Origin of the sequence: Catellatospora sp. NPDC049133, from assembly GCF_040648455.1 — a bacterium.
In the GTDB taxonomy this organism is placed as follows: Bacteria; Actinomycetota; Actinomycetes; order Mycobacteriales; family Micromonosporaceae; genus Catellatospora; species Catellatospora aurea.
In genome coordinates this window covers 59,522-84,815 of record NZ_JBEZDT010000024.1, presented here as the reverse complement: position 1 = coordinate 84,815, position 25,294 = coordinate 59,522, and the positions used below count along the sequence as shown (strand labels likewise).

At 71.7% G+C, this 25,294-nt stretch carries 19 protein-coding genes; 9 read left to right on the top strand and 10 right to left on the bottom strand.

Annotated features, from left to right (window positions below; translation table 11 throughout):
- Positions 1–3 precede the first annotated feature (3 nt).
- From AB0B35_RS25945 to AB0B35_RS25935, 3 genes are all read right to left on the bottom strand, one after another.
- The gene (locus tag AB0B35_RS25945) at positions 4–516 is read right to left on the bottom strand and encodes a methylated-DNA--[protein]-cysteine S-methyltransferase (protein ID WP_361049699.1); all 513 of its coding nucleotides are present in this window, start codon (positions 514–516) and stop codon (positions 4–6) included.
- Positions 517–612: 96 nt separating this feature from the next.
- On the bottom strand, positions 613–1,257 hold the full coding sequence (locus AB0B35_RS25940) for a pyridoxal 5'-phosphate synthase (protein ID WP_361049698.1): 645 nt from the start codon (positions 1,255–1,257) through the stop codon (positions 613–615).
- A gap of 66 nt (positions 1,258–1,323) precedes the next feature.
- Entirely contained in the window at positions 1,324–5,637 is a 4,314-nt protein-coding gene (locus AB0B35_RS25935) for a bifunctional nitrate reductase/sulfite reductase flavoprotein subunit alpha (protein ID WP_361049697.1), read from the bottom strand.
- Between the two features lie 328 nt (positions 5,638–5,965).
- Here AB0B35_RS25935 and AB0B35_RS25930 point away from each other — a divergent pair, with 328 nt between their 5' ends.
- The 3 genes from AB0B35_RS25930 to AB0B35_RS25920 all read left to right on the top strand — a co-directional run bounded on the left by AB0B35_RS25930 (position 5,966) and on the right by AB0B35_RS25920 (position 10,980).
- Positions 5,966–8,104 carry a cellulase family glycosylhydrolase gene (locus AB0B35_RS25930; protein WP_361049695.1) on the top strand — a complete coding sequence of 713 codons (2,139 nt, stop codon included), beginning with the start codon at positions 5,966–5,968 and terminating at the stop codon, positions 8,102–8,104.
- Between the two features lie 115 nt (positions 8,105–8,219).
- Positions 8,220–10,049 carry a choice-of-anchor B family protein gene (locus AB0B35_RS25925; RefSeq protein ID WP_361049693.1) on the top strand — a complete coding sequence of 610 codons (1,830 nt, stop codon included), beginning with the start codon at positions 8,220–8,222 and terminating at the stop codon, positions 10,047–10,049.
- Positions 10,050–10,125: 76 nt separating this feature from the next.
- The gene (locus AB0B35_RS25920; protein ID WP_361049691.1) at positions 10,126–10,980 is read left to right on the top strand and encodes a hypothetical protein; all 855 of its coding nucleotides are present in this window, start codon (positions 10,126–10,128) and stop codon (positions 10,978–10,980) included.
- A gap of 2 nt (positions 10,981–10,982) precedes the next feature.
- Here AB0B35_RS25920 and AB0B35_RS25915 read toward each other — a convergent pair whose 3' ends face one another.
- The 4 genes from AB0B35_RS25915 to AB0B35_RS25900 all read right to left on the bottom strand — a co-directional run bounded on the left by AB0B35_RS25915 (position 10,983) and on the right by AB0B35_RS25900 (position 14,204).
- A complete protein-coding gene (locus tag AB0B35_RS25915; RefSeq protein ID WP_361049689.1) occupies positions 10,983–11,978 on the bottom strand; it encodes a nitroreductase in 996 nt (331 codons plus the stop codon).
- A gap of 228 nt (positions 11,979–12,206) precedes the next feature.
- Positions 12,207–12,878 carry a cation transporter gene (locus AB0B35_RS25910; RefSeq protein ID WP_361049687.1) on the bottom strand — a complete coding sequence of 224 codons (672 nt, stop codon included), beginning with the start codon at positions 12,876–12,878 and terminating at the stop codon, positions 12,207–12,209.
- Positions 12,878–13,219 (bottom strand): metalloregulator ArsR/SmtB family transcription factor, encoded by a 342-nt coding sequence (locus AB0B35_RS25905; protein WP_361049685.1) that lies wholly within the window; start codon positions 13,217–13,219, stop codon positions 12,878–12,880. Before AB0B35_RS25905 ends, AB0B35_RS25910 begins: the two co-directional genes overlap by 1 nt.
- A 34-nt stretch (positions 13,220–13,253) precedes the next feature.
- Complete coding sequence (locus tag AB0B35_RS25900) at positions 13,254–14,204, bottom strand: cation diffusion facilitator family transporter (RefSeq protein WP_361049683.1); 951 nt, start codon at positions 14,202–14,204, stop codon at positions 13,254–13,256.
- A gap of 231 nt (positions 14,205–14,435) precedes the next feature.
- On the opposite strand from AB0B35_RS25900, the gene AB0B35_RS25895 reads away from it, so the two are divergent.
- Positions 14,436–16,235, top strand: coding sequence for an SIR2 family protein (locus AB0B35_RS25895; protein ID WP_361049681.1), 1,800 nt, complete (start codon positions 14,436–14,438; stop codon positions 16,233–16,235).
- A 111-nt stretch (positions 16,236–16,346) separates the two neighbouring features.
- Here AB0B35_RS25895 and AB0B35_RS25890 read toward each other — a convergent pair whose 3' ends face one another.
- Positions 16,347–17,018: a hypothetical protein gene (locus AB0B35_RS25890; protein WP_361049679.1), complete on the bottom strand. Its 672-nt coding sequence runs from the start codon at positions 17,016–17,018 to the stop codon at positions 16,347–16,349.
- Positions 17,019–17,231: 213 nt separating this feature from the next.
- Here AB0B35_RS25890 and AB0B35_RS25885 point away from each other — a divergent pair, with 213 nt between their 5' ends.
- Positions 17,232–18,131 (top strand): aminotransferase class IV, encoded by a 900-nt coding sequence (locus tag AB0B35_RS25885; protein ID WP_361049677.1) that lies wholly within the window; start codon positions 17,232–17,234, stop codon positions 18,129–18,131.
- A gap of 24 nt (positions 18,132–18,155) precedes the next feature.
- Here AB0B35_RS25885 and AB0B35_RS25880 read toward each other — a convergent pair whose 3' ends face one another.
- Positions 18,156–18,872, bottom strand: a complete 717-nt coding sequence (locus AB0B35_RS25880; protein WP_361049675.1) for an HAD family hydrolase — start codon at positions 18,870–18,872, stop codon at positions 18,156–18,158.
- 221 nt (positions 18,873–19,093) lie between these two features.
- On the opposite strand from AB0B35_RS25880, the gene AB0B35_RS25875 reads away from it, so the two are divergent.
- The 3 genes from AB0B35_RS25875 to AB0B35_RS25865 all read left to right on the top strand — a co-directional run bounded on the left by AB0B35_RS25875 (position 19,094) and on the right by AB0B35_RS25865 (position 23,311).
- Positions 19,094–21,574 carry a hypothetical protein gene (locus tag AB0B35_RS25875; RefSeq protein ID WP_361049674.1) on the top strand — a complete coding sequence of 827 codons (2,481 nt, stop codon included), beginning with the start codon at positions 19,094–19,096 and terminating at the stop codon, positions 21,572–21,574.
- 330 nt (positions 21,575–21,904) lie between these two features.
- Positions 21,905–22,426, top strand: coding sequence for a GNAT family N-acetyltransferase (locus tag AB0B35_RS25870; RefSeq protein ID WP_361049672.1), 522 nt, complete (start codon positions 21,905–21,907; stop codon positions 22,424–22,426).
- 96 nt (positions 22,427–22,522) lie between these two features.
- Positions 22,523–23,311, top strand: coding sequence for a hypothetical protein (locus AB0B35_RS25865; protein WP_361049670.1), 789 nt, complete (start codon positions 22,523–22,525; stop codon positions 23,309–23,311).
- 95 nt (positions 23,312–23,406) lie between these two features.
- On the opposite strand, the gene AB0B35_RS25860 is transcribed toward AB0B35_RS25865, so the two are convergent.
- Positions 23,407–24,696, bottom strand: a complete 1,290-nt coding sequence (locus tag AB0B35_RS25860; RefSeq protein WP_361049668.1) for an aldehyde dehydrogenase family protein — start codon at positions 24,694–24,696, stop codon at positions 23,407–23,409.
- Positions 24,697–24,758: 62 nt separating this feature from the next.
- Between AB0B35_RS25860 and AB0B35_RS25855 the strand changes: the two genes are divergently transcribed.
- Positions 24,759–25,211 (top strand): DUF4440 domain-containing protein, encoded by a 453-nt coding sequence (locus tag AB0B35_RS25855; RefSeq protein ID WP_361049666.1) that lies wholly within the window; start codon positions 24,759–24,761, stop codon positions 25,209–25,211.
- The last annotated feature ends 83 nt before the right edge of the window (positions 25,212–25,294 follow it).

Sequence of the window (25,294 nt, the reverse complement as noted above, 5' to 3'; positions counted from 1 at the left end):
CGCTCAGAACAGCCTGCCCGCCTTGACCTCGGCCGGCTCCTCCAGTTCGAGAAGGAACTGCTTGCGCCGCAGGCCGCCCGCGAATCCGGTGAGGCTGCCGTCGCTGCCGACGACCCGGTGACAGGGCACGATCACCGACAACGGGTTGCGGCCGACGGCCTGCCCGACCCGCTGCGCCAGCGCCGGATTGCCCAGCTGGCCGGCGAGCGCGCCGTACGTCGTGGTCCGCCCGTGCGGGATCTCGCGCAGCAGCGCCCACACCCGCTGCTGGAAGTCGTCGCCGTGCAGGGCGACAGGCACGTCGAACGCGGTACGCCGCCCGTCGAGGTACTCGGCCAGCTCCTCGGCCGTCCTGGTGAACAGCCGGTCGTCGGCCGCCTCGACGTACGGGCCGATCGCGTCCGGCTTCGGCGGGTACCAGTGCCCCGGGAAGTACAGCCCGATCAGGGTGTCGCCCTCGGCGACCACCGTCAGCTCGCCGAGCCCCGTGCCGATCCGGGTGTGCCGTGCGGTCATGGCCCTGCCTCCGTCCTCGCTAGCCTCAGCCGATCATGTCACCGGGACCCGGCGGCAGGCTGGCGGGAAAACGACATCGCGTCCGCCCCGGCCAGGTCACGGCCACAGGCGCTCGGTGCGCCAGCCGTCGGCGGTGCGGCGGTACCGCAGGCGGATGTGCCGCCGCTCCGTGTCGGCCTGCCAGAACTCCACGCTCACCGGCTTGAGCACATACACCGTGTGGTGCTCGGCGACCAGCTCCGGATCGGCCTCCAGCCGGGCCTGCGCGGCGGCCAGCTCCGCGACGAGGTCGGCGGGGTCGTGCAGCACGGTGCTCTGCCGTCCGATCAGGCTCGCCGTACGCGACCCGATCGGCCTGGCCAGGAAGTCCTGCGCGCTGACCTCCGGAACCGCGGGCTGCACCGGCCCCCGGACCCGGATCTGCCGGCCCTGCTCGCGCCAGTAGAACCCGAGCGCGGCCTGCGGATTGACGCCGAGTTGGGCGCCCTTGGCGCTGATCGACTCGGTGGCGAAGTACAGGCCCTCGGCGTCGAGGTCCTTGAGGATCAGCACCCGCAGGTCCGGCAGGCCGTCGGGCCCCGCGGTGGCCAGGGTCATCGCGTGGGGCTCGGACACCCCCGCCGTGATGGCCTCCCGCAGCCAGGCGGCTAGCAGGTCGGCGGGGTCCGGCGCGGCGGCGGCCGGGTCGAAGACGGGCAGCGGACGGGCGAAGACCGGCAGTCCTCGCAGAAGATCACGCATGGACACGAGGTCATTGTCCCGGATCACCCCCGCCGACCAGGGCTCGGGTTCGACGCGAGCACCCGGTCAGTACACGTCCCGCAGGTAACGCCGGTCGGCCGCCAGCTGCTTGACGTACGCGGCAGCCGCCGCCGGGTCGAGGCGGCCGTGCAGTGCGGCGATCTCCCGCAGCGCCGCGTCGACGTCCTTGGCCATCCGGGCGGCGTCGCCGCACACGTAGAAGTGCGCGCCCTCCTGCAGCCACGCCCACAGCTGAGCGCCGTGCTCGCGCATGCGGTCCTGGACGTACACCTTGCTCCGCTGATCCCGCGAGAATGCCAGGTCGAGCCGGGTGAGCACCCGGTCTTCGACGAGTTCGGCCAGCTCGTCGGCGTAGTAGAAGTCGGTGGCCCGGCGCTGCTCGCCGAAGAACAGCCAGTTGCGCCCGCGCGCACCCGTCGCACGCCGCTGCTGCAGGAACGCCACGAACGGGGCGACCCCGGTGCCCGGACCAACCATGATCATGGGAGTGGCTCCGTCGGCCGGGGGCCGGAAATGCGGCGTACGCTGCAGGAACACCGGCACCGGCGTGTCCGGGGCGGCATCGGCCAGATAAGACGAGCAGACGCCCTTGCGCGGCTGCCCGCGGTCGTTGCCGAAGCGCACCACCGACACGGTGAGGCTGACCCGGGCCGGGTCCAGCAGCGGCGACGAGGAGATCGAATAGAGCCGGGGCTGCAGGCGCGGCAGGACCGCGACCCAGTCCGCCGCCGCGGCCCGCACGGCGTGCCCGGCCACGACGTCGACGGCCTGCCGGGCCCACGTCCACTTCGCCAGCTCGCCCTTGTTGTCGGGGCGCAGCAGGGTCTTCAGGTGGGCGTCGTGGCTGCGCTCGGCGACGAAGCGCAGCAGGCCCGGCGTGACCCGGGTGATGTCGAGCCGCCGCAGCAGCGCCTCGGCCAGCGGCACCGGCCCGCCCACGTCGACGACCTCGTCCGGGTGCAGCCCGGTCACCGCCAGCCACTCGGTGACCAGGTCGGCGCAGTTGGTCGGCCACACCCCGAGGGCGTCGCCCGCCTCGTAGTCCAGCGCCGCGCCCGTGTCGAAGGTGAAGCGGCGCACCTCCTTGTCCGAACCGGCCAGGCTTAGCAGCCGGTTGCCGGCCAGCAGCGCGGTCAGCGGCCTGGCCTTGCTCGGCGCGGCGTCCGGTCGCGGCGGCGCGTCCAGCACCCCCACCGCCGACCCCCCGGCACGGCTGTCCGGCTGCGCGGTCCGGACCGGGCCGCGCCGACTCGTGCCACGCCCGCCCGGCCGGGTGCCGGCAGCGTGGTGGCCCAGTGCCGGGCCCGTGCCCGGTGCTGGGCCAGTGCCCGGTGCTGGGCCAGTGCCCGGTGCCAGGCCCCTGCCCGGTGCGGTGAAGGCGTCTGGTGCCGTTGCCACGGCCGGTGCCGGACCGTCGGCCGGCGGCCCCGGATCAGCCGCCAGCGCCGCGACGACCAGGTCGAGCCAGGCCAGCGCGGCGGCGTCGTAGTCGGGCTCGCAGTCGACGCGCTCGGCCAGGCGCACCCCACCCAGCTCGCTCAGCCTGCCGTCGAGGCGGCGGCCGTGGCCGCAGAACTCGGCATAGGACGAATCACCGAACCCGAGCACCGCGTAGCGGCGGCCGTCGAGCCGAGGGGCGTCGGGCCGGTCCAGGAAGTCCCAGAAACCGGCTCCGTTGTCCGGGGCGTCGCCGTCGCCGAACGTACTCGTGATCACCAGCAGCGGAGCGTCGCCGGCCGTCAGGTCCGGGGCCGGGCCGTCCATCCCGCGCAGCCGCGCCTGCCAGCCCGCCTCGGCCAGCCGTCGCGCGACGGTCGCCGCGAACCCCTCGGCGTTGCCGGTCTGCGACGCCCACAGCACCTGCACATCCCGCGCGGCAGGGAGCGCCCGCTCCGGACCGGCCTGCGACTCGGGCGACGAGCTGCGGGAGAACCTGCCCGCCAGAAAGCCGTTGACCCACAATGCCTGATCGGGGTCGAACGGCGCGTCGCCCGGCAGGCACGGCACCGAACCCGCCCCCGGCGGCGCGGTGTCGACGCCGGACAGGAACCCGGCCAGGTAACGCCGCTGCGCCGGGCTGAACACGGGCGGAGCGAGATCGTCGGCGGCCAGCAGCGAACTCGCGGTGACGTCGGACGGCGGCGCGGTCACCACGTCGTCGGGCAGCCCCTCCCCCGATGCCGACACGGCCGGGGCGGCCACCTTCGTCAGCGCGACGGCGCAGACCTTCAGCTCCGGCTGGAACGAGAGCGGGTCCACCGCGTCGCTGGTCACGGCGTTGACGCTGAGGTATTCGCCGTACAGGTCGTTCCAGTGGAACGGGGCGAAGCAGCTGCCGGGCAGGACCCGCTCGGTGACCACCGCCGGGAGCACGGCCCGGCCCCGGCGGGAGGCGACCTCGACCAGGTCCCCGTCGTGCACGTCGAGGTCCGCGGCGTCGGCCGGGTGCAGCTCGACGAACGGCGCGGGATTGAGCCTGCCCAGTTTGGCGACCTTGCCGGTCTTGGTCAGGGTGTGCCACTGGTGCTGGAGCCGGCCGGTGTTCAGCACGAACGGGTAGTCGTCGTCGGGCAGCTCCGCTGCGGGCAGGTGCGGGCGCGGGTGGAACACCGCCCGGCCGCTCGCCGTCGGGAACCTCAGGCGAGGCCGGGCTCCGTCCGCGGCGGACGGTCCGTCGAGGTAGCGCACCGGGTTGCGGGCCGGGCCTTCCGGGGCGGCGGGCCACTGCACCGGGGTCTGCCGGAGCCGCTCGTAGGTGACGCCGCTCAGGTCGTATCCGGTCTGCGGGTTGGCGAACGCGCGCAGCTCGGCGAAGACCTCCTCGGCGCTGCTGTAGTCGAACGCGTCGGCGTATCCCATCTCGGCGGCGACGCGGGCGATGAGCTGCCAGTCCGGCAGCGCCTGGCCCGGCGGCGGCACGGCCGCGGAGACCAGGGTCAGGTTGCGCTCCGAATTGATCATGATGCCGTCGGTCTCGGACCAGGTCGCCGCGGGCAGCACCACGTCGGCGTACGCGTTGGTCTCCGTCTCGGCGTACGCGTCCTGGGTGACGACCAGCTCGGCCGCTTCGAGGCCCGCGATGACGGTGCGCCGGTTGCCGACCGAGGCGACCGGGTTCGTGCACATGATCCAGCAGGCCTTGATCTGCCCGTCGGCCATCCTCGAGAACATCTCCACGGTGCCCTTGCCGACCTCGGTGCGCAGGGTGCCCGCCGGCAGTCCCCACTGCTGCTCGGTGAACTCCCGGTCGGCGGCGACCAGCACCGAACGCTGCCCCGGCAGCCCCGGCCCCATGTAGCCCATCTCCCGGCCGCCCATCGCGTTCGGCTGGCCGGTGAGCGAGAACGGCCCGCTGCCCCGGCGGCCGATCGCACCGGTCGCCAGGTGCAGGTTGCACAGCGCGTTGGTGTTCCAGGTGCCGTGCGTGCTCTGGTTGAGGCCCATCGTCCAGCAGCTCATCCAGTCCGTGGCCGCGCCGATCAGGGTCGCGGCGGCACGGATGTCCTCCTCCGGGATGCCGGTGATCCGGGCGACCTCGGCGGGCGGGTAGTCGGCCAGGAACGCGGGCATCGCCGCCCAGCCCTCGGTCTGCTCGGCGATGAAGCGCTCGTCGAGGTCACCGGCCTCGACCAGCAGGTGCAGCAGGCCGTTGAGCAGCGCCAGATCGGTGCCTGGAGCGATCTGCAGGAACAGGTCGGCCTTGTCGGCCGTGGCGGTGCGGCGCGGGTCGACCACAATCAGCTTCGCGCCCGCCTTGACCCGGTCCATCATCCGCAGGAACAGGATCGGGTGGCAGTCGGCCATGTTCGAGCCGATGACGAAGAACAGGTCGGCGTGGTCGAAGTCGTCATAGGAGCCGGGCGGGCCGTCCGCGCCCAGCGACAGCTTGTAGCCGGTGCCGGCGCTGGCCATGCACAGCCGCGAGTTCGACTCGATCTGGTTGGTGCCGATGAACCCCTTGGCCAGCTTGTTCGCCAGGTACTGCGCCTCCAGCGTGAGCTGGCCGGACACGTACAGCGCCACGGCGTCCGGGCCGTGCTCGTCGATTATCCGGCGCAGCCCCCGCGCGGTGCGGCTGATCGCCTCGTCCACGCCCGTGTCCACCGGCTCGGCCCCGCGCGCCGGGCGCACCCGCGCCGCCGCGAGCCGGCCCGGCGCGGCCAGCATCTCGGCGCTGGTGGCGCCCTTGGTACACAGCCTGCCATGGTTGGCGGGGTGTTCGCGGTCGCCGGAGACCTTGAGCACACGGCGTTCGCCGCCGGGGTCCTGCCCGATGTGCAGGATCATCCCGCAGCCGACGCCGCAGTACGAGCACACTGTCCTGATCTGGGACGTCCCAGCACGATCGGTGGACGTCATGCCTGTTCCTCCACGTGTCGGCGAAGGCACCCGGGCGACGCCCCGTGATGCCTCCCGACGGTAGGAACCCACCGTTACCGAGGCGTCACGCCACCCGCCCCTGGACATTACGCGCGCCACACATCCGCAACCAGCTATGTGTGAGTGAGGGTCGCGCACACGACGGCCAGAACGTCGCACAAGCGGTGCGTGCCGCCCGATGCGCACCGCATCGGCCCGCACCGATTGACAAAGTTTAGCGTCGAAACTAATGTCCATTGATCATCAGCGGTGTCCTGGCGGCCTTGCCGTGCACCGCATCCGGTCGCGCCCACGACTCAGGAGCATCATGTCTGAACAATCGAGCACAGCACGCAGGAGACGATGGCGGGCAGGTCTGGCCGCGGTGGCGAGCGCCGCCGTGGTGACGGGTCTCGGCATGGTCGCGACGGCCAATGCGTACGCCGCGTCGGGATGCCGCGTCGCCTACTCCGCCCCGAGCCAGTGGCCCGGCGGCTTCACCGCCAACGTCGAGGTCACCAACCTCGGCGACCCGATCAGCGGCTGGTCCCTGGTCTGGACGTTCCCCTCCGGCCAGCAGGTCACGCAGGCGTGGAACGCGACCGTCACCTCCTCCGGCGGCCAGTTCACCGCGACCAACGTCGGCTACAACGGCGCGATCGCGACCAACGGCACCGTCTCGTTCGGCTTCAACGGCTCCTGGTCGGGCACGAACACCAACCCGACCGTGTTCACGCTCAACGGCGTCGCCTGCACCGGCAGCGTCGGCGGCAGCACTCCGCCGCCGTCGAGCCCGAGCCCGTCGCGCAGCACCTCCCCGTCTCCGTCGGTCTCCCCGTCGGCCTCGCCCTCGCCGTCCGGGCAGCCGCCGGTCAACGCGATGGCCGCCGTGGCCGCGATGCAGCCCGGCTGGAACCTCGGCAACTCGTTCGACGCCACCGGCGCCGACGAGACCTCCTGGGGCAACCCGCAGGTCACCGAAGCGCTGCTGGACAAGGTCAAGGCGGAGGGCTTCAAGAGCATCCGAATCCCCGTGACCTGGGGCCAGCACCACGGTTCCGCGCCGAACTACACCATCGACGCCGCGTGGCTCGCCCGCGTCAAGCAGGTGGTGGACTGGGCTCTCGCCGACGGCTTCTACGTGATGATCAACATTCACCACGACTCGTGGCAGTGGATCGCCAACATGCCGGGCGACCGCACCACCGTGCTCAACCGGTACAACGCGCTCTGGACGCAGCTGGCCGCCGCGTTCCGTGACTCGTCGGCGAAGCTGACCTTCGAGAGTGTCAACGAGCCGCAGTTCACCGGCAGCTCCGGCGACGCACAGAACGCGCAGCTGCTCAACGAGCTGAACACGTCGTTCCATCGCATCGTGCGCCAGTCCGGCGGCGCCAACGCCACACGCCTGCTGGTCCTGCCGACCCTGCACACCTCGGCCGACCAGGCCCGCATCGACGAGCTGACCAGCACCTTCACCCAGCTCAACGACCCGAACCTGATCGCCACCGTGCACTTCTACGGCTACTGGCCGTTCAGCGTGAACGTCGCGGGCGGCACCCGGTTCGACGCCACCACCCAGGCCGACCTGGTCGGGCAGTTCGACCGCGTCTACAACGCGTTCGTCGCCCGCAACATCCCGGTGATCATCGGTGAGTACGGCCTGCTCGGCTTCGACCGGCACACCGGCACCATCCAGCAGGGCGAGAAGCTCAAGTTCTTCGAGTACCTCGGCCACTACGCCCGCAGCAGGCAGCTCACCACCATGCTCTGGGACAACGGTCAGCACCTGGGCCGCACCTCGCTGGTGTGGAGCGACCCGGAGCTGTTCGCGCAGATCAAGTCGAGCTGGACGACGCGCTCCGGCACCGCGTACGCCGACCAGGTCTTCGTGCCGAAGGCGAGCACGATCACCGCCAAGACGCTCGCGCTGAACCTGAACGGCACCACGTTCCAGGGTTTGCGCCAGGGCAGCACCGACCTGGTCAGCGGCACCGACTACACGGTGTCCGGGAGCACGCTGACGCTGACCGCGTCCGCGCTGACCCGCCTGACCGGCAGCCGGGCGTACGGCGTCAACGCGACCCTGCACGCCAGGTTCTCCCAGGGCGTGCCGTGGCGGATCAACATCGTCACGAACGACCCGCCGATCGTGTCCAACGCGACCGGGACCACGTCGTCGTTCGCGGTGCCGACCCAGTTCCGCGGCGACCAGCTCGCCACCATGGAGGCCAAGTACGCCGACGGCACCTTCGCCGGCCCGCACAACTGGACCTCGTTCAAGGAGTTCGACGTGACGTTCGCGCCGAACTACACGGCGAACACGATCACGCTGAAGCCCGAGTTCTTCGCCGAGGTCAACGCGGGCTCCCGGGTGACGCTGACGTTCCACTTCTGGAGCGGCACGACCGTCACCTACTACGTCACCAAGGCGACCAGCGGTTCCGTAACCGGCACCACCAGCTGAACCCCCGCTCCTCCGAACGGCCGGTGGCTCTTCGCCACCGGCCGTTCACAGTCTCATTGCCCTCGAAACATTCGCATGTGACGATGACTGCACCGTCGAGGGGAGAGACCGCGCCATGCGAAAGACCTTGCGAACAGCTGGGCTCGTAGCGGGAGTACTGGCACTGACACTGGCCGCCGGATCGGCCTGGGCACATGACCCGAACAGCGCCGAGGGCCGCGAGGAAGTGCGGCGCATCATGCAGGACTACGAGGCCCCCGTACGCGCCGAGGCGGCCGCGCTCGCCGCGACCCCGTGCGTCGGCGGCTTCGCCGGGACCTACCCGTGCAGCAACGTCGACCTGCTCAGCGTGCTGCCGCTGGGCTCGATCGGCGGCGGCAACGGCAACAGCATGTGGGGCTGGACGGACACCACCACCGGCAAGGAGTACATCATCTTCGGCCGGTCCACCGGCGCGTCCTTCATCGACGTCACCGTGCCGACCGCGCCCGTCTACCTGGGCAACCTGCCGTCCTACAACGGCACGTCCAGTTCCTGGCGCGACATCAAGGTGTACGCCAACCACGCCTACATCGGCGCGGACTCCATCAGCTCGCACGGCATGCAGGTCTTCGACCTGACCCGGCTGCGCACCGTCACCACCCCGCAGACGTTCGCCGCCGACGCCCGCTACACCGGCTTCGGCAACTCGCACACCCTGGCGGTCAACGAGCAGACCGGCTTCATCTACGCCGTCGGCACCAACACGTGCAGCGGCGGCGTGCACATGGTCAACGTGCAGAACCCGAAGGTCCCCGTCAACGCGGGCTGCGTCAGCAACGACGGTTACGTGCACGAGAACCAGTGCGTGGTCTACCACGGCCCCGACGTCGCCTACCAGGGCCGGGAGATCTGCTTCAACTACAACGTGGACACGCTGACCATCGTGGACGTGACCAACAAGGCCGCGCCGGTGCAGCTGTCGCGCACCGGGTACGTCGGCGTCGGGTACACCCATCAGGGCTGGCTGACCGAGGACCACGCGCGGCTGCTGATGGACGACGAGACCGACTCCGACCTGCCCGGCACCAAGACCTTCATCTGGAACGTGTCCGACCTCAACGCCCCGGTCAACACCGGCGTGCACGTGTCGCCGACGATCCAGGCCACCGACCACAACCTGTACATCATCGGCACCAAGGCCTACCAGGCCAGCTACCGCGCCGGCCTGCGCATCCTGGACATCACCGGGATCGCCTCGAACGCGCTGAGCGAGATCGCCTACTTCGACATCTACCCGGCGTCGAACAACACCGGCTTCAACGGCGCCTGGAACGTGTACCCGTTCTTCGCCAGCGGCACCATCGCCATCAGCGGCATCGAGCAGGGCCTGGTCCTGGTCAAGCACAACCCGGGCGTGCCGCCCACCACCGTGTGGAGCGACACCTTCGAGACGGCCACCGGCTGGACGGTCAACCCGACCGGCGTCGACACCGCCACCGCGGGCGCGTGGGAACGCGGCGACCCCGCCGCCACCACCTCCAGCGGGACCAAGCAGCTCGGCACCACCGTGAGCGGCGTGAACGACCTGGTCACCGGCCGCCTGGCGGGTTCCGCAGCCGGGGACTACGACGTCGACAGCGGCGTCACCAGCGTGCGCTCCCCCGCGATCACCCTGCCCGGCACCGGCACCCTGCGCCTGAACCTGTCCTGGTACCTCGCCCACGGCAGCAACTCCAGCAGCTCCGACTACTTCCGGATCTCCGTTGTGCACTCCGGCGGCACGACCCAGCTGTTCAACCAGCCCGGCGTCGCGTCCAACCGCAACGGCGCGTGGACCGCCGGCAGCTGGGACCTGACCCCGTACGCCGGCCAGTCCGTCCAGATCCTCATATCCGCCGCCGACCTCTCCACCGCCAGCCTCCTCGAGGCAGGCGTCGACGACGTCACCATCACCCGTAGTTAGGAAAGGAAGGGCACCTTCACATCGCCATGCGTTGTAGAAGGTGCCCTTCCCATCGCTGCCCTGGGAGGGACCTGCTGTGACTGTCGGCAAGTGGCGTCGGCTGCTGCCCTACCTCGTGCTGGTCACCGCCGGCGCGATCACCATCGGGTACGTGCTGAACGAGCTGCCCACGACACCGTCCGGGGCCGCGCCCGCCCCGTCGCCGTCGCCCACCCCGTTCATGCACAGCGACGGGCTGTCCGACAGCCACGACGGCTACCTCATCCAGCCCGTGACGATGCCGGCCAAGCGCGGCACGGCGATCCCGGTCGCTTTCCGCATCCTCGGCCCGGACGGGCTGCCGCTGCGCGACTACGAGACGATCCAGACCAAGCAGCTGCACCTGTACCTGGTGCGCGACGACGCCAGCGGCTACCGCCACCTGCACCCCGAGTTCGCCGACGACACCTGGTCCACGAAGGTCGACGTCACCGACGGCGGTTCCTACCGCTTCTACGCCGAGTTCGTCCCGCGCGGCAAGGAGGCCCTCGGCCATCCGACGGTGCTCGGCCTGCCCTTCCTCATCACCGGTGACACCAAGCTGGCCCCGCTGCCCGCGCCCGCCCCGACCGCGACGGCGGACGGCTTCACCCTGACCAGGCTGGACGGGGTCACCCACCTGCGCGCCGGACGGGGCGAGCTGCTGCGCTTCCAGGTCAGCTCGGTCGCCGGGCCGCCCGTGCTCGAACCCCACCTGGGCGCGATGGCGCACCTGTCGGCCTTCGAGGTGCGCACCCTCGGGCTGACCCACGCGCACGCGGCCGCCGAGGCCCCGGACGCGACGCTGGCCTTCCACGTCGAATTCGCCAACCGCGGCGAGCAGCGCCTGTACCTGGAGTTCAAGGTCGCCGGTCAGGTGCACCGGACGGCCTTCACCGTCTTCGTGACCTGACGCTACGCCGGGTCGACGGTGGCGGTGGCGTCGAAGGGCAGCCGGGGCGTGTGGCCGGGCAACGGGTGGTCCGGGTCGGCGACCCCGAGCCGCAGCACGATGTACGCGTACCCCAGGTTCGACAGGATGCGGCGCATCATCGCGCGGCTGCCGTCGATCTCGATGACCTGGCTGTACGGCAGCACCGCCAGCCCCTGCCCGGTGGCGTGCAGCCACACCGCCGACAGCGCCTGCCCCGCGCGCAGCCAGGCGGCGCGGTCGTCGTCGCCGCCGAACAGCACCACGTACGTCGAGGACTTGTCGTGGCCGCCGCCGACGGGCAGCGCGCCCCGCGCGGTGAAGTCGCGCTCGCCCACGTCGGTCTCGGGCCGCTTGTCCGGGATGAACTCCGGCGGCACCCCCGCACCGGCGGGGCGGTCGGGGCCGGTCCAGGCGGCGGTCTCCGCCCGCAGGGTCGGCTCCCCCGCCGCGGCGTCCTCGGCCCGCGACACCGCCACCGCCAGTTCGCTGACCTGCGGGGGCGTGAGCCGGTGCAGGTGCACGCCGTACTCGCCCGCGATCCGGCGCAGCTCGTCGACCTGCTCCGGGGCGACCGGTGTGTCCACGGTCGGGCGGCGGTCGGTGTGCCGCAGCTGAAGAGCCTGCACCAGGCGTACGGCGTCCGCGGTCACCGGCATGTCCCCGCTGATCGTGAGCACGGCCAGGTGATGCGGCTCGGCGGGGTCGGGCAGCGTGCGGGTATCGACCGTGTGGCCCTGGGCCGCCAGCGCGACCTGTGCGTGGTGCAGCGCCGCACCGCAGCTGACCAGCAGCATGCGCTCGTCGGGGTCGGTGCCCGGCAGCGCCCGGGTGGTGTCGGCGTACAGGTCGAGGCGGTCGGGATGGACCTGCCAGTGCCAGGGCTGGGTGTTGTGGATCGAGGGAGCGCGGCCCGCCGTCTCGGCCGCCTGGGCGTACGCGGCCGCGGGAGGCCGGTGCTGCTCTGCGGCGGTGTTCATGGTCGCGCCTCCCGAAGGTGCCTCGTCAGCCCGCGGCCGGGGTGAGCGCGCGCTCCCGCCCGGACGCGTCGGCCCTGCTCCCCTACGATCACCCACCGGGACCGCCGTGTGCAGGAGGTTCGCACTATCCGCGCAAACAAGAGCCCCGCCGCACGGTCTTCAGACGCGTACAGCGAGGCGACCTCAGTGTAAGGGGCGGCCTTCGCCCGGCGCGACGGCAGCCGGGAATCAGCCGCCGCAGCAGCCGTCCGCGCAGGCGTCATCGCGTTCCCCGGTCGAGGGCACGGTGGCGCAGCAGGTGTCGCCCCGCCACGCGCCGACGCCCTCCCTGACCGCGACCGCGGCAATGGCCAGGGCCGCGACCGGGTCGGCCCACCACCAGCCGAACAGGCTGTTGGCGGCCAGCCCGAGCAGCACCACCGCGGACAGGTACGTGCACAGCAGGGTCTGCTTCGAGTCGGCGACGGCGCTGCGGGAGCCCAGCTCGGCGCCCGTCCGCCGCTGGGCGTACGACAGCGCGGGCATGATCGCCAGTGAGGCCGCGGCCAGCACGATGCCGACCGTCGAGTGGTCCGGCCGGTGCCCGCCCAGCAGCGCCTGCCCGGCCTCGACGATGACGTAGGCGGCGAGCGCGAAGAACGACAGCGCGATGACCCGCAGCGCGACCCGTTCCCGTCGCTCGTGGTCGCTGGCGGAGAACTGCCAGGCCACCGCAAGAGCCGAGGACACCTCGATGACCGAGTCCAGCCCGAACCCGATGAGCGCGGTCGAACCGGCGGCGCGCCCGGCGGTGATCGCGACGACCGCCTCGACCACGTTGTAGGTGATCGTGGCCGCGACCAGCAATCTGATCCTGCGTACGAGCCGGGACCGGCGGGCTACGGGCAGGCCGACGCTCATCAGCAGCAGTCTTCGGTCTCGGCGGCGGCGCAGGCGGTCGGGTCGACGGCCAGCACCACGCCGAGCAGGTCGCCGAGGGCGTGCGCGAGGCGCGGGTCGGACAGCTCGTACCGCGAGCGGCGGCCTTCGGGCACGGCGACGACCAGGCCGCAGCCGCGCAGGCAGGCGAGGTGGTTGGACATGTTCTGCCGGCTGACCTGGAGCAGGTCGGCCAGTTCCGCCGGGTAGGCCGGGCCTTCGCACAGCGCGAGCAGCAGGCGGGCGCGGGTCGGGTCGGACAGCGCGTGCCCGAAGCGGGCCAGCACCTGCCCGTAGGTCGGCGGCGAGGCGATCGTGTCCACGCGAGAATAGTACACGATTCGCTGAACTAACGTCTCAGCGGCGGTGGACCTGGCCGTGCGCGGATTCGCAGTGCTCGTCGGCGCTCTCCCGGACCTGGTGGTCGACCTGCAGCGTGGTGTGGGTGATCGAGTGCGACGCCGCCAGCACCCGCTCCAGTTCCCGGCGCACCAGGTGGCAGTCGGCGGGTTCGTCGACGAGCACGTGCGCCGACAGCGCCGCCTGTCCGGAGTCGATCGTCCACACGTGCAGGTCGTGGACCTCGACGACGCCCTCGGCGGCGAGCATGTCCACGCCGATCGCCTCGGGGCGCACCCCGGCGGGCGCGGCGTTGAGCAGCACCCGGGCGGACTCGCGCAGCAGCACCCAGCCGCCCCTGATCATCAGTACGACCACGACCAGCGTGGCGACCGCGTCGGCGCGCGCCCAGCCGGTCAGCAGCACCACCAGGCCCGCGGCCGTCGCGGCGACCGAGGCGAACATGTCCATCAGCACGTGCTGGTAGGCGCCCTGGACGTTGAGGCTGGTCCGGTTGGCCTTGCCGATGGCCCAGGCCGCCAGCACGTTGACGGCCAGGCCGAGCAGTCCGGTCACGACGACCATCCACCCGGTGACCTCGGTGGGGTCGGTCAGCCGGGCGATCGCCTCGTAGCCCAGCCAGCCCGCGAGCAGCAGCAGGCTCAACCCGTTGGCCGCGGCGGACAGGATCTCCGCGCGGGCCAGGCCGAAGGTGTATCGCCCGCCGGCGGGGCGGGCGGCGAAACGCATCGCCACCAGCGCGAGCACGATCGCGGCGGCGTCGGTGAGCATGTGCGCGGCATCGGAGATCAGGGCCAGCGACTGCGCGAGCACGCCGACGACGACCTCGACCGCCATGAACGCGGCGATGACCCCCAGCGCGATCGCCAGCCAGCGCCGATCGGCGTCGCGGCTCACGCCGTGCGGGTGCCCGTCATGGTCGTGCCCGTGCTCATGGTCGTCATGCATGGTCGTCCACCTCGTGCCCGGAATGCTGACATCGTGCGCCCCAGCAGGGGAAACGGCAGCCACGACGCGCGCAGCACGCCGACGGTACAGCCAATCATGAATTCATTGCAACATGAACATGGGAACGGATGTCATAGCCGCACCGCCACCGTACGCACCCATGCGATCGCGCGCTGTCGGCCCGCGGACGCACCCTCCCCTCCGTCACCACGGCTGTCTATGGTTGCCGCCATGGACGACCTCCTCGCCACCCGCCGCCCCGTCTTCGACGCCCGGATCAGCCTCGCCACCGCCGTACACGCGCAGCCAGGCGTGTACGCCCTGCTGCTCGGCTCCGGCACCTCCACGGCGGTCGGCGTGCCCACCGGCTGGGGTGTCGTGACGGCGCTGGTCGCGAAGGTCGCCGCGGCCGCGGGCGAGGCCGCGCCCACCGACGCCGAACTGGAGCAGTGGTGGACCAAGCACGGCGACGGCGCGCCGCTGGGCTACTCCGCGCTGCTGGAATCGCTGGCGAGCACCCCCGCCGCGCGGCGCGCACTGCTGGCGTCCTTTTTCGAGCCCACCGCCGAGGAACGCCAGCAGGGCATCAAGGTCCCCGGCGCGGCCCACCGCGCCATCGCGGCACTCGTCGCCCGCGGCGCGGTACGCGTCATCGTCACCACCAACTTCGACCGGCTCATCGAGCAGGCGCTCGAAGCCGAGGGCATCTTCCCGCAGGTCATCGCCAGCCCCGCCGCGATCGAGGGCATGGAGCCGCTGCCCCACGCCCGGTGCACCGTCATCAAGCTGCACGGCGACTACGCCCGCACCGACCAGCTCAACACCGTCGAGGAGCTGAGCGCCTACCGCGCCCCGTGGCAGCGGCTACTGGAACGCGTCCTCGACGAGTACGGCCTGATCGTCAACGGCTGGTCCGGCGACTGGGACCACGGCCTGGTCGCCGCCCTCGAAGGCACCCGGTCGCGGCGCTACCCGCTGTTCTGGGCGTCCCGCGGCGAGCTGGGCCAGATCGCCAAGCGCCTCGTCGCGCAGCACCGCGCGCACGTCATCACCGGAGCCGCCGCCGAGCAGTTCTTCCCCGACCTGGTCAACCGGCTGGAAGCGCTCGACGACCTCGCCGACCCGCCGCTGACCAAGGCGATGGCGGTAGCCCGGCTCAAGCGGCTGCTGCCCGACCCGGTCAAGCACATCGAGGTCGCCGACCTGTTCGACACCGAGATCCGGCGGCTGCGCGACTACCTGCGCGCCATGCCTGCCGCGCCCGCCGCCCAGGACCCGGCCACCCTGCAGCGCGCCCACGACGACGTGCGTGCCCGCTGCGACACCCTGATGCGGCTGCTCGCGCACGGGGTCTACCTCGACCGCGACCGCCAGCACACCGCGCTCTGGGTGCGCGTCATCGAGCAGCTCATGCGCTGCCGACGGCGGCCCGAGGACGAACCGGACCCGCGCTGGGCGAACCTGCAGCACTACCCGGCGCTGCTGGCGCTGAAGACGGCGAGCCTGGCCGCGGTCGCGTCCTACCACGACGACGTGCTGCTGCGGCTGCTGCGCCGGCCGACCTGGCGGATCCGGGCCGGCAACGGGCACCGGCCGGTCGCCGCGATGGACGCGCTGCACGACTGCCGGGTGCTCGACTTCGACACCGTCAACGCGTTCCCCCGCTGGCACGGCACCACCTGGCAGTACCCGCAGAGCCGCCTGCTGCGCGAGGAGACCATGCCGGTGCTGCTGCCGCTGGTCGGCGACGAGGACTCGTTCCTGCAGCTGTACCACCGCACCGAGTACCGCACCGCGCTGGCGCAGTCGCTGTTCGGGGTGAGCGACGGGCTGGGGCCCGCGGCGGGCGGGTTCGCCGTGGACTCGCAGTGGGCGGCCGACGGGACGCTGTACTGGGAGACGGACTTCCGGGAGAACGCCGACCGCGACATCTGGGAGCGCACGCCCCTGGGCCGCCGCGACGGCGAGGCGTACGGCAGGCGACTCGCCGTCCTGGCCGCGCAACTACGCACCCCAGAGGCGCTCGCGTAACGCGCCACCCGCGCCGATTTTCATCGACGTTGGCCTACCCCATCGAAAATCCGCGCCTCGGAATCGATGAGATAGGCCAACGTCTACGCCGAACGGGGCGGCCGACGCGGGTCAGCTCAGGACGGTCTCGCCGCCCGGGTAGGCGAAGGAGGCCCGCGGGGCGTAGAAGCCCCAGGTGATCTCCAGCGGGTTCGCCGGGCGCAGCGCGTACACCGAATGGGTCTTGTCGAGGAACTCCAGTTTCTCGACCTCGAAGTCGGCGACGGGCTCGGAGATGAACGGGTAGTTGCCCGCCACGAAGTCACCGCCGACCTCGGTCAGGTAGCGCAGCTGGCCGCGAGCGGTCTCGCCGAGCTTGTGGCCGACCCGCACGGTGGTGCGGATGACGGGCACGCCGTCGGAGGTCGTCGTCGCGGTGAGCTTCTTGCCGTGGATCTCGATGGTGGTGGTGCCGACGCTCGCGGGAACGCCTCGGGCGGAGGCGTAGTCGCGCACCACCGCGCTGGAGTTGAAGTAGTGGGTCCACCAGCGGCCGGGGGTGACGCCGTCGGGCGCGTACGCGTCCTCCAGGTCGGGACCGATGTAGGTGAGCGAGTACGCGCCGAAGCCGGAGGTCTGTTCCGGCGAGTCCACCACGTACTGGTTCATGAAGACCTGGCGGTTGGCCATGGGCTTCAAACCCGCCGGGACCAGTGCCGCGACCGCGTCGGGGTCGGCGGGGACCCAGCCGAAGTAGAGCATCCGGCTGTTGACGACGAGCTGAGGGGCTTGGAGCTGGGTCATCGAGCTCTCTCTCCTGGACATTGCTGTGTGTAGCCAGCAAGCTACGAGCAGCTCGCCTCAGGCGGCAATCCAATATCGACTTTTGTCGACATCTTGACGATTCGGTGTTGTCGTGCGTCACAGATCGACGGCATCGCCGATGCGGTGGGTCCGCCTCGACCCGCGACCGGCGGACATGATCTCCTTGGGCGTCGACTCCGGGAGGGTTCCGCCATGCTTCAGCGCTACGACCAGCGCAACGCCGACCTGAAGTACTGGGTCAACGGCGTGCTGCGCCACCGCGACGAGCCGGGGATCTCCCCGTTCGACTCCGTCGTGCAGGGCGGCGACGCGGTATGGGAGGGGCTGCGGCTCTACCAGGGCCGCATCTTCGCCCTCGATGCCCACCTGGCCCGGCTGCGCCGCTCGGCCGCCGCGCTCGGCTTCGCGGCCGTGCCCTCCGACGCCGAGATCACCGCCGCGCTGACCGAGACGCTGCGCGCCAACCAGATGACCGACGGCGTGCACGTCCGGCTCACCCTGACCCGCGGCGTGAAGGTCACCAGCGGCATGGACCCGCGGCTCAACCAGTCCGGCTGCACCCTGATCGTGCTCGCCGAACACAAGGCCCCGGTGTACGACACCGGCGGCCTGAAGCTCGCCACCTCCAGCGTGCGCCGCCCCGGCGCGGACGTGCTCGACCCGAAGATCCACCACAACAACCTGATCAACTCGATCCTGGCGAAGATGGAGGCCACCCTCGCCGGGGCCGACGACGCGCTCATGCTCGACGGGCACGGCTTCGTCGCCGAGACCAACGCCACGCACCTGTTCGCGGTGATCCGCGGGCGGTTGGCCACCCCGCGGACCGTCGCCTGTCCCGAGGGTGTCACCCGGGAGACGGTGCTGGCGCTGGCCGCCGAGGCGGGCATCGACGTCGAGGTGCGCGACATCTCGCTGGCCGAGATGCACTCCGCTGACGAGGTGTTCTGCACCGGCACCATGGGCGAGATCGCCGGTGTGGTGCTGATCGACGGCCGGACCATCGGCGACGGCGGGATCGGGCCGGTCACCAAGCGCATCGCCGACATCTACCTCGCGCACGCGCGCGCCGCCGGAACCCAGGTCGTCTGACCGCGGCCCGCCCGGCCGGGCGGGTCAGGCCGCGGTGGTCAGGCGGTGGGCGTGCAGCTCGTCGTAGTACGGCCGGGCGGCGTCGACCAGGTGGCGCAGCCGGTCGGGCACCACGGCCGGCGACGGGTCGTAGGCGGCGAAGCCGGTCGAGGACTCGACGTTGGCGTACCAGTGCGGGGCCCAGACGCCGTCGGTGTCGCGCGGGCCGGACGGCCAGCTCAGCATCGCCGGGTCCCAGCCGATGCCCAGTGCCGCGCACAGTTTCGCGAGCACCCCGGCCGGGTCCCGGAGCAGGTCGGCGGCGTCGACCACCGGGCCGCCGTACGCCCGGAAGATCTCGGCCTGCTGGGTGAAGCCGAGGTCGGCCAGGGTCGGCTCGCCGCGCACCTTCGCGTACGACGCCACCACGTGCGCCGGGTCGCGGATCAGGTAGGCGTTGGCCAGCTCACCCAGCCACTCGCGGCCGATGTCCGGCAGCAGGTGGTGGGTCATGTGCTTCTGGTAGTGCACGTCGATCCCGGACGGCAGCGGGCCGGTGAGCGCCGCGGCGACGTCCTGCCAGCGCCGGGGCTGGCTCGCCATGATCTCGGCCCGGCCCGGATGGTCCAGGCCGGTGACGTCGAGGTAGTGGGCGTACAGCGGCTCGTCCACGACCAGCGTGTCCGCTCGTGCGCCGAAACTGCGCATGAGCGCCGTCGACACGTTGCGCGGCCCCGACCACATCGCCACCCGAGTCACCATCGCCGCCTCCTCGTGACGCAGCGTACCCGCAAATGATCACGGGTGGGCGGCTGACGCCACGCCGGACAGGACACCCGAAACGGTGAAGAGCGTGGCCATTCATGATCTCATTCATCAATCCACACATTTAAGCGGGTTACGGTCGGCGTCCACCACCTGGCGCTGCGTGACGGGCCACCGCCCGCACCCGTGCCACGGTCTCCGTCCAGAGAGGCGTCACCGTGCGACGACCACGAATCGCTACCCGGCCCATCCTGCTGCTGGCCACGGCGCTGGCCCTGACGTTCGCGCCGCCGGCGGTGACGGCGGCGGCCGACCCGCCGCCGCTCGCACCGGGCACATTGGTCAAATCGGTGCAGAACATCACCGATCCCGGGTCGAACCCCGCCGACCACGGCGACGTCGTCAACTGGGTGATGTCCTACGACGACCCCGGCGCGGGCGGCTCGGTGACCGTCACCGACCCGATCGGCGCGGGCCAGGCCCTCGTTCCCGGATCACTCAAGGTGCCGCCGGACTGGGTGAAGTCCTGGTCCACCGACGGGACCACGTTCTCGACCACCGAACCGGCCTCGGGCACGGTCGCGGTGCGCGCCACCAACCCCGACCTGCAGCCCGGCGGCACCAGCCTGACCCGGCTGCTGCTGCCCCCGGTGCAGCCGACCACCACCGCCACCGGCGGCGACGGGTTCACCCCGGTGCTGTACCGGTCGGACAACGGCGCGGTCGAGTCGTGGAACATCTACCACCACCTCGTCCCGACTGCCCCCAAGGTCGTCTGCATCAACCTGCTGACCGCGCAACCCTGCGCGGGCGGTCCCTGGCCGCGACCGCTGAACAGCGCTGCCGGGCCGCTCGGCACGGGCAACACCGGCGACCTGGGCAGTCCGATGGCACCGCAGTTCGTCTTCGACCCGAACCGTCCCGGCACGGTCTACTACCCCGCCCACACCACGGCCGCGCTCGGCGTCGCCTGCCTAGACCTGGACGCCCGCGCCAACTGCGGCTTCGTCCCGCTCACCCCCACCGGCGGCAGCCCGTCGGCAAGCAACAACATCGCCGGGCTCGCCCACGTCAACGGCAACCTGTACGCGGCGTCGACCAACGGATCGGTGCTCTGCCTGACCATGGCCACGCAGACGCCGTGCGCCGGTCAGCCGTACACCGGGATCGTCGCACCGCACAGCGACACCTCGCCCAACACCAGCTCGCAGTACTTCGGCTCCACCACGCTGGCTGACGGGAAGATCTTCATCTCGTCGTCGCCCAGCAGCGGCGCGAAGCTCGCCTGCTTCGACCCGGCCACCAACGCCGCGTGCACCGGCTGGGCGACGCCGAAGGCGGCCGGGCCCGCGGGCCTGATCACCTACGGGGTGTTCACCACGTACACCACCACCGGTGACGAGGAGGGCGTCTGCGTGCCGCCCGCGGGCGGCGTCTACCAGCTGCACTGCTACACGATCGCGGGCGCGTCCCTGACCCCGCCCGCGTTCCCGGCCATGCCCAACGGCGTGCTGACGTTCAACCCGAAGGTGATCACCGGGCCGGACGGGCACCTGCGCAGCTACTTCCCGTTCTGGGGCGGGCCGATCCTCGGCGCGACCGGCTGCTGGGACTGGAACACCGGCGCGGCGTGCGCGGGCATGGCCTTCCCGAAGACCCACCCGGGTGTCGGCGGCAGCGGCGCCACCCGTGACTACGGCTACGACTACGACCAGGCCGGCGAGTGCCTGCTCGGACTCGGTGACGCGGGCCTGCTGTTCTCCATGGACCCGATCACCGGCGCGTCGCCGTGCTTCCGCGCGGGGGCGTCGCTGAACCTGACCGCGCCCGACTTCTACTGCGACGGGGCATCCGGGCACATCACCGGATACCAGGACGCGCGCCTGGTCGACATCGACATCGCCAACATCGACCTGGCCAACTCCGCCGCGACCATCAGCAAGCCGGACAACACCGTGATCGCGACCCTGCCGTTCGCGCCCGACGGCAGCGTCGACCTGTCCGGCATCTCGCCGAGCACGCATCCGGCGCTGGTCATCGAGGCCAGCCTGCGGCTGCTCAACGTCGACGACTTCGGCGGCGGCAACGAGCCGCACCTGGTCGCCGGCTTCGACGGCGACCCGCCGCAGATCTGCTTCCAGACCAGGCTGAGCAGCGACTGCGGCGTGTACTCGGTGTCCAACACCGCCACCGGCACCGACGCCGGGGGCACGCTGACCTCCAACACCGTCCAGCAGCCGATCAACCCCGGTGCGGCCTGCCAGCCGAACATCACCGTCAACAAGGAGATCTGCAAGGACACCCGGGCCTCGCGGTGCGGGCCGGGCGGCGCCGGGCCCTGGGGCAAGACCAGCCCGGCCGGGCTGCTCGGGGTCCTCGGCACGGCGTACTGGCGGATCACGGTGACCAACACCGGCCCGGTCGACGCGGTCGGGGTGACCGTGAACGACTCGGTCGCGCCGGGCTGCGTCACGGCGGGGGGCACTTTCACCCTGGCCGCCGGGTCGAGCAAGCAGATCCACTGCTCGACGTTCCTGCTGCTGCTGCCGCTGACCAACACGGCCAGCGTCAACTACAGCGCGGCAGGCGCGCCGCAGGGCACACCACCGAGCACGTCCGGCACGTCGTCGGCGACGGCCTGCTCGCTGCTGTGCATCCTCGGCTCCCCCGACCGGGCCGCGGAACTGCGCGAACGCTGATCCCGCCGCTGCTCGCCTCCGGTGGTCCCCCGGTGTGAGCGGCGCGTGCACGGCGCGCAGTCGCGAGTCGCGGCACCCGTCCGGGTGCCGCGACTCCTTTTGTGGCGCAGATCACAAGGCCGACTCGATTTCCGCCTCGACGAGCGGTGGTCCCACGTCGACCGAACCGGCTTTCAAGGGCTCCGGCATCGCCGAGAATGGTCCGGTGCGGCGCGCCCGTACTCCCCCAAACGGATCGGGCGAACCGCGAGCAGAGGCGGCCTCTGGGCATGATCCACAGTCGTGAGGAGCGGCTCGTCGACCGGCTCGGCCGTGGCTACGGTGACCCGCATGCCATTACTGATCGCACCCACGACCAGCCTCTACACCGCGTTCCAGGAGTGCCGCGACGACTGGGGACCCGGCCTGCACGAGGACGGCTTCGGCATCCACGCCGACGACGACCTCGACTCGCCGGAAGGCTTCGCCGACTGGGTCGGGCGGCGTCTCCACCTCGACCACGGCGCCGGAGCCCCCTGCCCCGCCGAGCGGCACGCCTCCTGCCGCTGGATCGTCGAGGACGGCCAGGTGCTCGGGGGTATCGCCATGCGGCACCGGTACGACGACGACCTCGGCCAGATCGGCTACGGCGTACGCCCGTCGGCGCGCCGCCGGGGCCTGGCGAGCTGGGCGCTGGGCGAGATGCTCCGCGAGGCCCGTACCGTGCTGGGCCTGCCCCGGGTGCTCATCCCCTGCCTGGTGGACAACCTCGCCTCCGCCCGGACCATCGAGAGCCAGGGCGGCGTGCTCGAAGGCGTCCGCGACGCCGGGCACGTCCGGGTACGCCGCTACTGGATCGACTTGGATCGCTGAGCGCACCCTGCCTGCCCGCCGCGCCCGTGGTAACCACCACCACAGGCGTGGCGGGGGGTCAGCGCGACTGGCGTCCGCGCGATACCTTCACCGGCCATGAGATCACGATTGCTGATCGCCGGGGCCCTGGCCGGTGCGCTGATGACCATGGCCTGCTCCGTCAGATGGAACACCGGCGACGAGGATGTCGCGCCCTCGCCTGCCCCCGTCGTCAGCGCCGACGCCGCGACGACCGCCTCCGTCGTCGAACTGCTGCGCGCGGGCACGAAGTTCATCGACGAGACCAGCTTCCGCACCGACGTCGACGTCTCCGGCGGGCAGGTCACCACGCGCTCGCACATGGACAACACACGCAAACGCGGCGACGCGCTGATCTCGTTCGGGGGTAAGGCCACCGAGATCAGGATGATCGGCGACGCCGTGTACATGAAGTCGCAGCAGATGCAGGGCGTCGGCGACGGCTGGCTGAGCCTCGACCCGGCCAAGGTCCCGGCGAGCTTCGAGCTGACCTTCGCCGCGGGCAAGAACGATCCGGGCGGCTCCGCCCGCCTGATCAACGCCATCGTCTCGGCCGAGGTCGACGGTGCCGTGACCAGCGGCACCGAGATCAAGGGCACCATCGACCTGAGCAAGGTCGGCACCGGCAACGGCATCAGCTTCCGGCTCACGCAGGGCCAGGAGTTCCCCGACAGCATGAAGCGCCATCCGTTCAGCGCGTCGCTGGACGCCCAGGGCCGCCTGGTCGGTTTCGTGATCCCCGCGGCGGGCGGGGCACCGAGCGCCTCGCTGCGATACAGCGACTTCGGCGCGCCGGTGACGGTGTCCGCGCCGCCGGGTGCGAAGCCCGCGCCGGACGCCCTCTACGCCCAGCTCGGCCTGCAATAACCCCCGGCGGCGGCCGTCGGCCGTTGAGAAGGGCACCTTCTTATACGCGCAGCGATAAGAAGGTGCCCTTCCTTCGTTCCGACACGTGGACCCGGCTACGGCAACAGGTCGGCCGGCAGCCCCTGCAGTGCCACCGGCCGGCGGAAGCGTTCGACCGCCTCGGTGCCGACCGACGTGGACCACGACGCCGACGTCGCGGGCCACGGGCCGCCGTGCTGCATCGCGTCGCAGACCGCGACACCGGTCGGCACGCCGTTCCAGACGATGCGCCCGGCCCGCGCCAGCAGGCCCGGCAGCAGCGCACGGGCCGTCTCCCGGTCGTCGTCTCCGCCGAACACCGAAGCGGTCAGCGAACCCGCCAGCCGCGACGGCACCTCGTCGGCCGCGCCGACGGCGATCACCACCGACGGCCCGAAGTGCTCCTCCAGCAACTCCCCGGCCAGCTCGTCCACGCCCACGACCACCGCGAACGGCGCGGGCGATCCCGTACCCGCGACGACCCGGTGCGCCGTGGCCGCGTACGCCTGCCAGCTCTCGTGCGCCTGCGCCATGCCTTCGGTCAGCATCCGGTGCACCGGCACCGCCGCCACAGCCTGCGCCAGCTCCTCCGCGAACGCCGCGGACCCCGTCACGACCAGGCCCGGTTTGGTGCAGAGCTGGCCCGCCGAGCCGGTGACGGCCGCGGCCAGCGCGGACACGGTCGCCGGGACGGCCGCGCCAGGCAGCACCAGCACCGGGTTGAGCGAACCCATCTCGGCATACACCGGAATCGGGTCGGGTCGTGCCGCGGCCGCGTCCATCAGCGCCCGGCCGCCGGTCAGCGACCCGGTGAAGCCGACCGCCCGGATCCCGGGTGCCCGCACCAGTTCGAGCGACACCTCCGGCCCTCCCGCCACCAGCGAGAACGCGCCGTCGGGCAGGGTGCGGGCGAGGATCTGCCCGAGCAGCTCGCCGGTGCGCGGCTGCGCCGGATGCGCCTTGACCACCACCGGGCACCCGGCGGCCAGCGCCGACGCGGTGTCGCCGCCGCTCACGCCGAACGCGAGCGGGAAGTTCGACGCCGCGAACACCGCGACCGGGCCGACCGGCACCGGCACGGTCACCACGTCACCACCGCCGGCGGCGACCCCGGCCGACACCCGCCGCCATGGCTTGGCCGCGTGGTCGCCGAGCAGCCGCAGCTGGCCGGTGGTGCGGTCCAGCTCACCGCGCAGCCGGGCCTCGGTCAGGCCGGTCTCGGCCAGCGCGGTCGCGACGATCTCGTCGCCCGCCGCGGCGAGCGCGTCCGCGCACGCGTGCAGCATGGCGCGGCGCGGTTCGCCGCCGAGCGACGCCAGATCCGGTGCGGCCGCGACCGCCTGCGACACCGCGGTGGACACGTTCACGAGCGGCACTCCTCAAGACTCTGGATCGGCAAGTGGTGCAACGACAAGTTAGCGTCCCTGCCATGACCGCCGACACCTCTGCAACAATTCGGGCGGACCGTGCCGCGATCGCGGAGATCGTGCGCGTGTTCTTCGCCGCCTTCATCTCCGGCCCGGACGGCACCACGCGCCTCGACGCGCTGCGCGGCCTGTTCCTGCCCGGCGCGGTCATCGTGAAGACCTGCGGCGGCGAGCCGACCGTGTACGACGTCGACGGCTTCATCGCACCCCGCCAGGCGCTGCTGGCAGGCGGGACGCTGACCGACTTCCGGGAGTGGGAGCTGTCCGGACGCACCGAGGTCTTCGGCGACATCGCCCAGCACTTCTGCTCCTACGCCAAGTCCGGGGTGCAGGACGGGACACCTTTCACCGGCCGGGGCATGAAGACGATGCAGTTCGCACGCACCTCCGCCGGCTGGCGGATCAGCGCCGCAGCCTGGGACGACGAGCGAGAAGGCCTGGTCGTCACCGCCTGACACCGCTGTTGCGTGCCCGACAGTCGCAAGCACGACGTGCGATGGCACGTGGTCTCCGGCCCGGACATGGTGAGGGCTCGATT

What these genes read in the sequence shown, in the direction of transcription:
- AB0B35_RS25945 (WP_361049699.1), bottom strand. Translation starts at nt 516, where the DNA reads ATGACCGCACGGCACACCCGGATCGGCACGGGGCTCGGCGAGCTGACG.
- AB0B35_RS25940 (WP_361049698.1), bottom strand. Translation starts at nt 1,257, where the DNA reads ATGCGTGATCTTCTGCGAGGACTGCCGGTCTTCGCCCGTCCGCTGCCC.
- AB0B35_RS25935 (WP_361049697.1), bottom strand. Translation starts at nt 5,637, where the DNA reads ATGACGTCCACCGATCGTGCTGGGACGTCCCAGATCAGGACAGTGTGC.
- AB0B35_RS25930 (WP_361049695.1), top strand. Translation starts at nt 5,966, where the DNA reads ATGTCTGAACAATCGAGCACAGCACGCAGGAGACGATGGCGGGCAGGT.
- AB0B35_RS25925 (WP_361049693.1), top strand. Translation starts at nt 8,220, where the DNA reads ATGCGAAAGACCTTGCGAACAGCTGGGCTCGTAGCGGGAGTACTGGCA.
- AB0B35_RS25915 (WP_361049689.1), bottom strand. Translation starts at nt 11,978, where the DNA reads ATGAACACCGCCGCAGAGCAGCACCGGCCTCCCGCGGCCGCGTACGCC.
- AB0B35_RS25910 (WP_361049687.1), bottom strand. Translation starts at nt 12,878, where the DNA reads ATGAGCGTCGGCCTGCCCGTAGCCCGCCGGTCCCGGCTCGTACGCAGG.
- AB0B35_RS25900 (WP_361049683.1), bottom strand. Translation starts at nt 14,204, where the DNA reads ATGCATGACGACCATGAGCACGGGCACGACCATGACGGGCACCCGCAC.
- AB0B35_RS25895 (WP_361049681.1), top strand. Translation starts at nt 14,436, where the DNA reads ATGGACGACCTCCTCGCCACCCGCCGCCCCGTCTTCGACGCCCGGATC.
- AB0B35_RS25890 (WP_361049679.1), bottom strand. Translation starts at nt 17,018, where the DNA reads ATGACCCAGCTCCAAGCCCCTCAGCTCGTCGTCAACAGCCGGATGCTC.
- AB0B35_RS25885 (WP_361049677.1), top strand. Translation starts at nt 17,232, where the DNA reads ATGCTTCAGCGCTACGACCAGCGCAACGCCGACCTGAAGTACTGGGTC.
- AB0B35_RS25880 (WP_361049675.1), bottom strand. Translation starts at nt 18,872, where the DNA reads ATGGTGACTCGGGTGGCGATGTGGTCGGGGCCGCGCAACGTGTCGACG.
- AB0B35_RS25870 (WP_361049672.1), top strand. Translation starts at nt 21,905, where the DNA reads ATGCCATTACTGATCGCACCCACGACCAGCCTCTACACCGCGTTCCAG.
- AB0B35_RS25865 (WP_361049670.1), top strand. Translation starts at nt 22,523, where the DNA reads ATGAGATCACGATTGCTGATCGCCGGGGCCCTGGCCGGTGCGCTGATG.
- AB0B35_RS25855 (WP_361049666.1), top strand. Translation starts at nt 24,759, where the DNA reads ATGACCGCCGACACCTCTGCAACAATTCGGGCGGACCGTGCCGCGATC.